Here is a 10869-nt window from a genome sequence, read left to right on the forward strand (position 1 = left end):
GAGGGCGATGTCACGTTGTCTGCATATACACGCGTTGAGACCTGCGGCCGCCGATGTCAGCTGACCATGGCCACAGCTTTCCATTCCGCCATGGCCTGCAGGCGGTGAATATGTGTAGCCAGAGCGGAGCGTTTTGAGCGGGGCGGGACGAAGAGATTGCGCAGAGCCGAGAAGATCGAAACGAGGCGTTGCAGTGCTCCTGGTGATCGGAAGCCTTGCATCATCCGCTCCCGTTTTCGCAGCGGCACATGTGCATTCTCCGCCCGGTTGTTCAATCCCTTATGCGACCGATGCTCGACGCCCGGCATCACCTGTCGCCTGGCTGCTCCATAGGAGCGCAGCTTGTCGGTGATCATGCGCTTCGGCGCGACGCCTTGCTTCTTCAACAGCCGCGTCAGCAAGCGCTTGGCCGCCTTGGTGTCGCGGCGGTTCTGGACGATCTCGTCGAGCCCCATAACCATCCTAGTCGACGGCGCGCCACAACCAGTGTTTCCTGCCGGCGATGGTGATGACGACCTCGTCCAGGTGCCAGACATCGTTTTGGCTGTGCTGCTTGCGGCGCAAGCGGCGAGCGTAATGCGGACCGAACTTGATGCCCCACCGGCGGATTGTCTCATACGAAACCACGCATTTCCTCGACCAGACGCAGGCTCAAGGGGAACCTGTAGTAGAGCCAGACCGCATGGGCGATGATCTGCGGCGGGAAACGATGGCGCTTGTAGCTGACGGTCGCGGTGTTCATGCTATCGGTCTATGCCGCAAATCTCTTTTGATAACGCCATCCTCTGTCGTGAAGCGCCTCGGCAAGCTTGACGTCGGACAAGTCGTACCAGATCGACAGCAGCATCGCCTTGAACAAGGCCTCTGGCGGCCAAGCAGACTCACCCTTCGCAGAGCAGGAAATCACACAAAGGGCCTGATCGATCGGCACCCAGTCAATCAGTCTGGCAAGCGCATCCAAAGACGAATGCTGGCCGCGATCAACAGCAAAACCAAACTTTTCCTGACCAATGCGCCGACGTGACACCGCATCCCTCAATCCAATGTACTGATTGAGAGAATCACAGGTCAACACGCCAGTCCAGACACCCGCGCACTGGTCTCCTAGCCTCCAAAGGTGAGATGTTTTGGCGACCTCACTGTGCCACCGCGCCGGTCCCCCACAGGAACTGAACAGTTCGCCAGTTGTATCGTCGCCGCCGCGCACTGCTATCCTCCGAATCACTTCGGAGCCAGTGAATCACCGTTGCGCAGACGGCATGAATTTTCCTCCTTTATTGCGAATCGCCTCGACTCCGCGGCGGCTCAGATGTCCTCGAAACCAATGGGCGAAAGATCATATTGTAGTAATGAGGCGCGTTGAACTGTTGCAAATCAACGGGACGTATTGTCGCGACACTTGCCCGTGACAGGCATTGGTAAATCTCTCCCTCCCGGTTGATTTCTTTCAAATCGAGAGAGCTCGACACATTTCCACACACGCTTCTTGCACTATTTAAAAGTTGTATATCTTCGATTTGCAACCATTCGTAGTGCTCCCCCAGGAGCATTTTTACACTGGTGCCGCTTATATATGGCAGCATCATGGAGAAATATCCATCATGCAGATGGTGTGCCCTAAGCAAGAAGACCTTGGACTCGTGTATGCTCCCTATCGAGATTTTCAGAGGTGAAAAACGCACATTCATATCTTCTGAGCCTAGATCAAGCTGAAATCTTCTTTGCACCAGACCGCTGAATGTGAAGTCAAGCCCCAAGCTGCGCGTTTCATATGCGCCCAGCCGAGACGGTGAGGCCAGGCACCTCGCATTCTTCCCAGCACTTTCTAGATGATAGATCGTCTTCTTGCGATCTGGTTCCATAAAATTGTCGTCCTCGAAATCCTTGAAATATTCCAACTCCGCTTCAATAGGCATGTAGATCTGACGAAATAGAGCTGCATGGGCGGCCCGCTGCAAAATAGAATACTCGTGCGTCACACTAGACTCGGTAAAAAACGTCGTCGCATCACTAATGAACCGCAAGCATTCAGCCTGAACATTGGCAATCTTCTCGTACTGTTTATCACCCAATATGATATCCCCAAGAACTGGCTCTCCGTATAAGTCATAGTCGACAAGTGTTCCTTCCTTAAGAGTGCAGCATTGCTCAAATAATCTGCAATGCCACCATGGCGACGTAATGAGTGCTTTACTGTTCGCCGAACGGTAAGGTTCGTCGGAGCCGACCACATAGCGCCCCAGTATGTCGACTTTCAATTCGTCTTTGAACGTGCGAGCCAGATATATCTGCGTATTGCCGATATAGCCTGTGTCTGCCAAGATAATGGTATCGCCTTGCTTCAACTCCAATTCCTTTGACATATAGCGCAGCAAGCGCACACGCAAAGCAGAGGAGTTCTTGAATATCAACTCTAACACATCGTCGTCGTGCAGCAACTGATGGAACGCCGTTCGTGGATCGTCAGATTGATGAGCGATCCGTATTAACAATTCCGTCACTTCCGGCGGAAGCAAAAGCTGTTTTGCAGTGGCATGAAGATCGTGAGTTTCGGGCTTGATCCCGCTGATGTAATAATCGACATCGGCGCGGGTTTTGAAAGAGGCCGCAACAGCAACGAAGTTGCGGATTCGTACCAGCGTGCCGACGGGCTTGCCCGCATAGGCTTCACAAGCGGCTGAAAGAAGATAAGCACCACGCAACAGAAAGAAGACTCCTACTCGCTTGCCCTGCTGTTGTAGTGTCTCCACCTCGTCCATAAGAAAACGGGCATAAGCGTATAGCAGCGGGCCGAACGACATGTAGCCGATCACTGTCTCAGGCGCGTACGGCTGCAGGTTTGCTACAGAAAAAATTGGCCGAAATGGACTATAGCAGGGAAGAACAATTGCTTCCGGTGCTGATTGTTCGAGTACAATCAACGAAGATGCCGCGTGCTGTAGGCGCAAGAAGTCTGCGACCTCACGATCAAACTGCAGAAAATGCAGCGCACGTACGCCCAATTTCCGCGGCGCTTGCGCATCGGATACGTCATTATCCCCGATGTGGAGTAGTTGCGATGCAGGAATGCCACACTCTTTGATTACAATGTGAAAAAGGGCATGGCTCTTCGACGTCCCATAATCGACAGAGCAGTAAATCTTGCTGATTGCCTGCATAGCGTCCGCAGGCAAATGCCGAGCCAAGAGGCGCCTTAACTCGCCTTCGCGCAAATACGTATCGCTCACGACGATAATTTTGATACCACGGGTGTGCGCCAGCCTGATCAGTTCAACGTACGGTGAGAATGCAAAGCAAACATTCATTTCGGTCCGGATTTCCGCCTCGGCCAATAGCTCCCGTTCCTCACAAGAAAGCGATGTAAAAATCCGATAAATATCACCGATATCGATCTCCCTGGATCCGTTCTCCAAAGGCTTCGCTCGATAGGCACGCGCAGCAGCGCTAATGCGTTGGTGAGGAGTTATCCCGAACCTTCGCCCGACGGGATTATCGGCCAGCACGGCAAAAACGTCTTTGGGTGTCGCTGTTTTGCGCCATAGCAACGTATCGAAGCAGTCGAGTGAGAGTACCTTTACGGAAGCGCCAAATTCGTCCAGAATATTGGGGATATCGTGGGCCGTTATTTGCGTCTTATGGTGGGTATGACGCATGTTGCTGGAGAGAAGGCGATCCTCCGGCTTTTGCCATTGGTTGATCTGTTCTGTTAGACGTTCCCCGTATGGAAACATTGCATCAGAGTGACCGATAAACCGATAGACGTCGTCTCCGGCGGAAATATGCGGCACGAAGTCAGGAGCAAACATATCCTCAATACGTAAGCTTCCGGAAGACTGATCAATATCGGCTTGCCTTATCTTGGCGGACAAGCGCTCCAGTATAGGCTGCATAGTGTTTCTCCTTCGCGCAAGTGCAATCGTTCTGGCTGAGAACTTCTCACTTGTCGTCCACTCTTGGGTCTAGGCCCTCCGCATCGCCAAATTGTCGAGGCCAGCGGCAACCGCGTTCGCTACGGAGTTTTCCAAGAAGCCGGCAATTAAAATAGAGATGTCCTGAACTGGTTGAGGGACTTGGGTTCGAACCAGGGTCTGCCGAGCAAAACTCCGCTGTCCTACCGCCAGACGATCCCTATCTCATCGTTTTACCCCTGCTCTTGCAGAATCGAAATGCGGCTAACGTCAAAATACATCCGACCATTGAGTGACCATCTTCGGCTCAGCAAACCGTTGGCCGAAGACTATCAGTTATAGAGTTGCCGTCAACGTAGCGACGGGAGTGAGGCATTGTATCCCAAGTGTTTGATTATGTTCAGAACAATAGCGTGTGTACGCACCTGGTCTTTGTGATGTTTTGATGAAGAAGTGTTAAAGTGCGATCTCACGTTGTCTGCATATACACGCGTTGAGACCTGCGACCGCTGATGTCAGCTGACCATGGCCACAGCTTTCCATTCTGCCATGGCCTGCAGGCGGTGAATATGTGTAGCGAGCGCGGAGCGTTTTGAGCGGGGCTGGACGAAGAATTGCGCAGAGCCGAGAAGATCGAAACGAAGCGTTGTTGCGGTGCTCTTGGTGATCGGAAGCCATGCATCATCCGCTCCCGTTTTGCAGCGGCACATCTGTCGGTGACACAGTCGAGTTTTGGTTCAGCGAGCAGCGCGACCTGCCGGCGGCCAAGCGCTTCTTCAGAAGGCGCTGGAGCGTCATGGCCAACCGGATCGCGTCATGGAGCCAGACCAACCACGAGGCGATCGTTTCCTGCGACACCACAAATCGCTTGCAGGATCGCTCCCAGCGCCGGCTGAAGCCGATCCGCATCCGCCGGAGCCAGTACTTGAACAATCGGCTCGAGCAGGACCATCGGCACATCAAGCGGCGTGTTCGGCCGATGCTCGGCTTCAAATCGACGGCCACCGCCTCCACCATCCTGTCCGGCATCGAAATGATTCAAATGATGCGCAAGCGACAGGCGAGGTACGCTTTCAATCCGAATCCGTCCCTGGCCGAGCGGTTCGAAATCTTCGCCGCCTGATTGACCGCGCATCAGGCCTCTCTGCGCCCCTATTCAGCCGTTGCAACAAAACCGTCCATATAATATACGTCCACATATGGAATTACCAGCGCTGGACGGCCTTAGTTGCCCGCCTAAGGTACATGCGGCATACGCGCTCCCATCTTGCCTGATTGCCGCGCGGCACCCGAGGGTCGGACGCCATGGCAGGGCTTTGGTGTTTGTTCAATGACAGCGTTCGATTGCGCCACTCCATCAGGGCAATCGCTCGAAGATGAGGTTGACGTTAGTCATTGCAGCAAGCCGGTATGACCTGCATTCCATCAGATTGATGATCCGGTCCCTGATGCCGTTCAGATAATGCTCACTTGGCTCGCATTGGATGACAGCAGGTCTGATGCGCTCGTAGTCGAAGGCCCTAATGAGATCGTGATCTAGTCCCTCGCAGTCGATTGATAAAAAATCGACCTTATTGGCATAAGGCGCTATAGTTCATTGATACCGATCGCGCTCACTTCAATATGCTCTCGGATACCTCCTATACCGTCGAAGTCGCCGAAACTTTCCACATGTGCCTTATCCACCGACGAAAGCTCATGGGCGTTTCCGATGAAGAGCGTGGCAGACGCTTGCGGAGCAGGCAAGACAACGGATCGCACGAGAACGTCTTCCGGGCGCGCAGCCCGGATCAGCGCCCCCAGCTCGGGATTGGGTTCAACCAAAACACCTCGCGCGCCTCTTTGGTACAAAAGATAGGTACTTGAGGTAGAGATGGGGTGATTAGCGCCGATCTCGACATAGAACGCACTAGCCCAAGATCTTTGGCTCTTGCAGAGTCTTGCAGACAGTATTCCTTCGACAATAACGTCTTCTCCAGCTTGTGCGTAACTAGCCGGCGCGAAGTGCTTGATCCGAGAGTTCGGTAGATTGAGCCTGGCGACCTCTTGATTTATGGACTGGTTTTCAAACTGGGACAGCATGGCTCGGCGCTCCAATGTAACTTGTGATCTTGGTGCGGGGCCGCCCGACCGGTTTGTCGCGGCGGCTCTTGCTCATCATCGCAGCAATCGGCGTGCCACGTTGCGGAATGGGGTGCTCCTCACTTAGAAAAGATGAAGCACGCGCGCCCGCTGGAATGGCCGCGACACTTTGTCGGGTTCGCGACATCGGCGCCACCAACCGGCAAGCCACTTGCCGAAGTGACGCGCAGACAGCGAAACTTGCTGTAGATCGCGCGTTGTGCTTGGTGGCGGCGCGGACATGCGCGTACCGTTGCGTATTGAAAGCGGTATCGACGAAGGCGCCGATTGGATCTGTTGCAACCTTTTGATTACCAGCACTGTGGCAAGGAGCCTTCGATCATTTTCGGAGGGTTGGAATTTTCAAAGGCCGTCAGTTCGACCGGTCCGTGATCCTGCTTTGCGTGCGCTGGTACCTGGCCTACAATCTGAGCCTGCGCGATCTTGAGGAGATGATGGCCGAGCGGGGGATCGCCGTCGACCACACGACCATTCACCGCTGGACCGTTCATTTCGTACCGCTACTGCTGGAGCATTTCAACCGGCGCAAGCGTAGCGTGACCGGGAAGTGGCATGTCGACGAGACGTACATCAACGTCCGCGGCCAGTGGATGTATCTTTACCGCGCCGTCGACAGTGTCGGCGACACAGTCGAATTCTGGTTCAGCGAGCAGCGTGACCTGTTCTCGGCCAAGCGGTTCTTCAGAAACGCGCTGGCACGTCATGGCCGGCCCGACCGCGTCGTCATCGATGGTAGCCAGCCCAACCAGGAGCTATCGTTTCCTGTAACATCACAAATCGCTTGCAGGATCGTTCCCGGCGTCGGCTGAAGCCGATCCGGATCCGCCGGAGCCAGTACTTGAACAATCGGATCGAGCAGGACCATCGGCACATCAAGCGCCGGGTCCGGCCGATGCTCGGCTTCAAATCGACGGCCACGCCGCCACCATCCTGTCCGGCATCGAAATGATCCACATGATGCGCAAGCGACAGGCGAGGTACGCTTTCAACCCGAATCCGTCCCTGGCCGAGCAGTTCGAAATCCTCGCCCCCTGATTGACCTCGCATCAGGCCTCTCTGCGCCCTAGTCAGCCGTTGCAACAAAGTGAGGAACGGCTGAGCGCTCACGCCTATAGAAGCCAACAGAGCATTCGCCAATCCCTGCGGGCGGTATGCAGCGCCCCCACAGGATGGCTGCGACGCTCGATGGGATGAATACCGGCAGGAACACCAAAACTCGCAGCAGCGAGACGATCCGTGAGTTTTCGCCAAACAGCAAAGCGAGGCCGAAAGCGATTGCCGTCTGCAGCGGCACGGTCACCGCGACAAAGGTTAGGGTGGCGTGCAGGGTCTTGGCAAATGAAGGCGCCGTGAAAAGAAACCCGAAATTATCGAGCCCGGCGAATTCGCCGTCGGGGCCGGACAAGCTCTGCTGAACGAGCCAACCTGCCGGCAACAACCGAAACCCGATGAGGGCAACCAGAGCCGGCGTCAGGAAGAGGAGCGGCGCTATGGCCGCTCTCCATTTTGAACGTCGACCAATCATGGGAGCGGCCCTCACAATCCGTCCCTCAGAAACCGCTCCCATCTCCATCGCTTTTAGCGCTCGATCCGCTTGAAACTACGCTCAAGTTCACTTTGAAGCTGTGTAAACGTCTGAGCAGCCTCACTTCCGTTGCGAATATCGCTCCACGCACGCGTGACCAGCTCCTCCAGCTGGAGATATCCGAGTGTACGCGGTCGCCGGACAGCCGTGTTCGCGAGCTCATAGCGGATCAAAGAATCAACACCCTTCAGGTTGGGATTCTGCTGGGGAATGCGGCTCAGCACTTCGGCCGAAGCCGCGATGTTCGCGGATAGACCGTCTTCGTCGGAGGCGAATAGCGACCCATCTTTATCTAAACCCGCGTAGTTCAGGAATTCCAGAGCCAGGTCGGCATTCGTAGCGTTCGCCGCCACTCCAAAATGCCACGATTCAGAAGGCGTCACCGCCTTGCCACCGGTAAAATACGGATGAGGCGCCACCCCATAATCAAGACCGTCGGCCTTGTTGAAAGCGGCGACTAACCAAGGGCCGCCAACAAGGAATGCGAGCCGGCCAGCTGTGAACAGGTCAAGCATCTCAGCTCCGGTCGGGCCACGCGAAGCCACGCCATCGGCGAAGATGCTTCCATACCATTTTCCTGCCTGCAGCCAGGCATCGTTGGCTACGTCTACGGTCAGCAGGTCCGGACCCTTGACGCCTGGGCCACCGCCAAGCGACTCGGGAAGAATCTGTAGCTGGTAGTAACGATCGACTTGCTCGAATCCAAAGCCGATCTCGGCTCCGCCTTTCTGCACCTTCTTGGCCAGATCAATGAGCTTGTCCCAGGTCAAGCGCGCGTCGGGCGAGACACCCGGCGCCTCAACAGCGGCTTGGGCCAGAAGCTTCTTGTTGAAGAACAGGAGCTGCGTTGACTCCCCGATCGGCATTGACAGCATCTTTCCGTTGTAGGTAGCGCCCTGCACGTCGCTGGGGAACAGTGTGCCTTTGCTCTTTTCTGCGAAGGCACTCGTCAAGTCGGCCAAAATGCCCAGCTTGGAGAACGTCGGAACATAAGTCGGGTCCACGAGCAAGACATCGATCCCGGAATTCCCCGTCCGGAAGCGCTGGACTATCGTGTTCTGAAGGTCGGAAAACGGCACACCTTCGAAAGAAACCTTCTTGCCAGACACCTTTTCGAAAGCATCCAAGAGCCCCTGAAAATCGGCGCCGTCGCCATAGCCGAAGAATCACAGCGTCTGGTCCTGCACCCTGGCCGGCAATGATCCAAGGAGTGGCAGCGACGACACCCCCAACATGCCAGTCAAGAAGCCACGCCGAGCCAAGCGATAGCTCGCTATAGTCATTCTGTTTCCCCCTCCCGTTCGTTCTGCGGAACCATAATGGAACCACTCCCTTCGCTTCAAAGCGTACGCTAGGTTATTTCTTGCAAGAATGCAATAACCTAATATTGCCAAACGCTAACGCCATGTGGTAGCAATGAGTCGCCCTGGGGAGACCTCATGATTCGGCCCGGTAGAACTCCACTTCATATTCAGCTCGCCGATATCATTCGGTCTCAGATCGAGAGCGGCGTCTTCAATGCTGGCGATCAACTCCCCACTGAGATGGAGTTGATGAAGCAGCATGAGCTCAGCAGCAGCACTGTGCGACAGGCAGTGCTTGCCCTTGTCGGCGAAGGCTTGCTGTATCGACGCGCCGGCAAAGGAACTTTCGTTGCCAAACGTCACATCGGTCGGGACCTGCTCACTTTTTCAGGATTTTCGGAAGAAGCGGTGACGCGTGGCTTCCGGCCGGGCACTAAACACGTGACGGTCGACTGGCATCCCGCTGACGCCTTGGTTGCAGCCGCACTAAACGTGCCGACCGATGAGAACGTCTTGACCATCGAGCGCGTGCGGACGATCGACGACGAGGTCGTAGCGGTTGAGACAGTTTCGTTTGTAGCAGCAATCGGTCTACTCATGGAAAAGCTCGACCTTGCCGACACCTCTCTCACCGAAATTCTGGAGCGGCAGCTTGGTGTGGCTCTGGCGCGAGCCAGGCAGGAGATAAAGGCCGGCGTCGCGCGTGCCAAACTGGCAAAAGCACTCGACGTGTCGAGCGGCGCTGCGGTGCTGCAAATCGACCGTACCGCCTTCGACGCGACCGATCAGGTTATTTACTTTTCGTCCTCGTCCTACCGGGCCGATCGCTACATTTATACCGGCTGGATCGAGCGCACGAGCGCCTCGATCGCTCAACCACGCCAATTAATCGGCGGGAGCAGATGATGCCCACTTGCGAGGTTTACGTCGTCGGCTCGTACGGAGTTGCGTTTTGGATTGTGGGCGACGTGCCAGCGCCGGGCGAAACTCTGCTGGGGTCGGGGTTTGCCTTCGGAAATGGCGGCAAGGGCTCTAATCAGGCTATCGGAGCTGCGCGACTCGGCGCCAGATGCAAACTGCTGGCGGGCGTTGGCACCGACAAATTCGGTGACGAGGCACTGCAACTTTGGCGCGCCGAAGGCGTCGACTGCTCGGCTGTGAGGCAGATGACTGAGACACCGACGATGGCCGGGATTATCATTCTCGACGCCGAAGGCGAGAACCGCATCATCACCGATCCCGGCGCCAACGCGCGGCTTACGGCGACCGATGTCGAAACCTTCGCAGCCACCTGGAAGAGCCCGGGCATCCTGCTCACACAGCTCGAGATCCCAGTCGAGACGGCGGCCCGCGCGCTTGCCATCGGAAAGGCGCGAGGACTGACGACCATCCTCAATCCTGCACCTGGGCGCGCCCTGCCGAAGCAAATCTTTGCCGACGTTGACATCCTAACGCCAAACCAGTCCGAAGCGCGCATTCTGCTGGGGCTCGACGCGGACGATCAGCAGGCCGACGCCGATTTAGCGGCAAGACTGCGCGACCTCGGCGTGGGGCATGTCGTCATGACGCTGGGAACGGATGGTGCCTTGATTGTCGGCCCCGAAGGACTGACCAAGATCGCGAGCTACCCGGTCAACGTCGTCGACACTACCGGGGCTGGAGATGCATTCAACGGGGCACTCGCTGCAGGGCTGGCCAGTGGATTGACCCTCGCGGACGCTGTTCGCCGCGGCACTGCGGCGGGCGCCCTCGCAGTCACGAAAAAGCTCGTGGTTCCGGCATTGCCCGATGAAAATCAGATTTCAGAATTGATGAAAACCCGGACCGCTTGCGCATGAAGATTAAGGTTGCTTTCCTTCCCACGGGCCCCCTGGCTATTGCCGGAGACGTGTGCATTATCGTGGATGTGATCCGCGCCACGACAGCTCTT

General features: G+C 56.0%; 7 protein-coding genes, 1 tRNA gene and 5 pseudogenes. 4 read left to right on the forward strand and 9 right to left on the reverse strand.

Translation table 11 applies throughout. From position 1 onward, the window contains the following. Positions 1-56: 56 nt before the first annotated feature. The 5 genes and pseudogenes from NKH52_RS34650 to NKH52_RS34670 all read right to left on the reverse strand — a co-directional run. A pseudogene (locus NKH52_RS34650) lies at positions 57-742 on the reverse strand (IS6 family transposase). A gap of 9 nt (positions 743-751) precedes the next feature. Beyond that, entirely contained in the window at positions 752-1072 is a 321-nt protein-coding gene (locus NKH52_RS34655; RefSeq protein WP_352657971.1) for a transposase, read from the reverse strand. Between the two features lie 202 nt (positions 1073-1274). Further along, entirely contained in the window at positions 1275-3890 is a 2616-nt protein-coding gene (locus tag NKH52_RS34660) for a hypothetical protein (protein ID WP_352657974.1), read from the reverse strand. A 168-nt stretch (positions 3891-4058) separates the two neighbouring features. Further along, positions 4059-4132: transfer RNA gene (locus NKH52_RS34665), tRNA-Lys, on the reverse strand. A 291-nt stretch (positions 4133-4423) separates the two neighbouring features. Then, a pseudogene (locus NKH52_RS34670) lies at positions 4424-4605 on the reverse strand (IS6 family transposase); the annotation flags it as partial. Between the two features lie 12 nt (positions 4606-4617). Between NKH52_RS34670 and NKH52_RS34675 the strand changes: the two are divergent. Beyond that, positions 4618-5031 (forward strand): annotated as a pseudogene (locus NKH52_RS34675) (DDE-type integrase/transposase/recombinase); the annotation flags it as partial. A gap of 234 nt (positions 5032-5265) precedes the next feature. Here the strand turns inward: NKH52_RS34675 and NKH52_RS34680 are convergent. Both NKH52_RS34680 and NKH52_RS34685 read right to left on the reverse strand, forming a co-directional pair. Continuing rightward, complete coding sequence (locus NKH52_RS34680) at positions 5266-5499, reverse strand: FkbM family methyltransferase (RefSeq protein ID WP_352657987.1); 234 nt, start codon at positions 5497-5499, stop codon at positions 5266-5268. Next, positions 5496-5990: a hypothetical protein gene (locus tag NKH52_RS34685; protein ID WP_352657976.1), complete on the reverse strand. Its 495-nt coding sequence runs from the start codon at positions 5988-5990 to the stop codon at positions 5496-5498. Before NKH52_RS34685 ends, NKH52_RS34680 begins: the two co-directional genes overlap by 4 nt. A gap of 398 nt (positions 5991-6388) precedes the next feature. Between NKH52_RS34685 and NKH52_RS34690 the strand changes: the two are divergent. Next, positions 6389-7085: pseudogene (locus tag NKH52_RS34690) on the forward strand (IS6 family transposase). Positions 7086-7113: 28 nt separating this feature from the next. On the opposite strand, the gene NKH52_RS34695 reads toward NKH52_RS34690, so the two are convergent. Continuing rightward, on the reverse strand, positions 7114-7575 hold the full coding sequence (locus NKH52_RS34695) for a carbohydrate ABC transporter permease (RefSeq protein WP_352657979.1): 462 nt from the start codon (positions 7573-7575) through the stop codon (positions 7114-7116). A 53-nt stretch (positions 7576-7628) separates the two neighbouring features. Beyond that, positions 7629-8774 (reverse strand): annotated as a pseudogene (locus tag NKH52_RS34700) (sugar ABC transporter substrate-binding protein); the annotation flags it as partial. A 300-nt stretch (positions 8775-9074) separates the two neighbouring features. Here NKH52_RS34700 and NKH52_RS34705 point away from each other — a divergent pair. Both NKH52_RS34705 and NKH52_RS34710 read left to right on the forward strand, forming a co-directional pair. Then, positions 9075-9845, forward strand: coding sequence for a GntR family transcriptional regulator (locus NKH52_RS34705; RefSeq protein WP_352657982.1), 771 nt, complete (start codon positions 9075-9077; stop codon positions 9843-9845). Next, complete coding sequence (locus NKH52_RS34710; protein ID WP_352968483.1) at positions 9842-10777, forward strand: ribokinase; 936 nt, start codon at positions 9842-9844, stop codon at positions 10775-10777. The genes NKH52_RS34705 and NKH52_RS34710 overlap by 4 nt, the downstream gene beginning before the upstream one ends. The last annotated feature ends 92 nt before the right edge of the window (positions 10778-10869 follow it).

Source organism: Mesorhizobium sp. M1066 (assembly GCF_040318635.1).
In the GTDB taxonomy this organism is placed as follows: domain Bacteria; phylum Pseudomonadota; class Alphaproteobacteria; order Rhizobiales; family Rhizobiaceae; genus Mesorhizobium.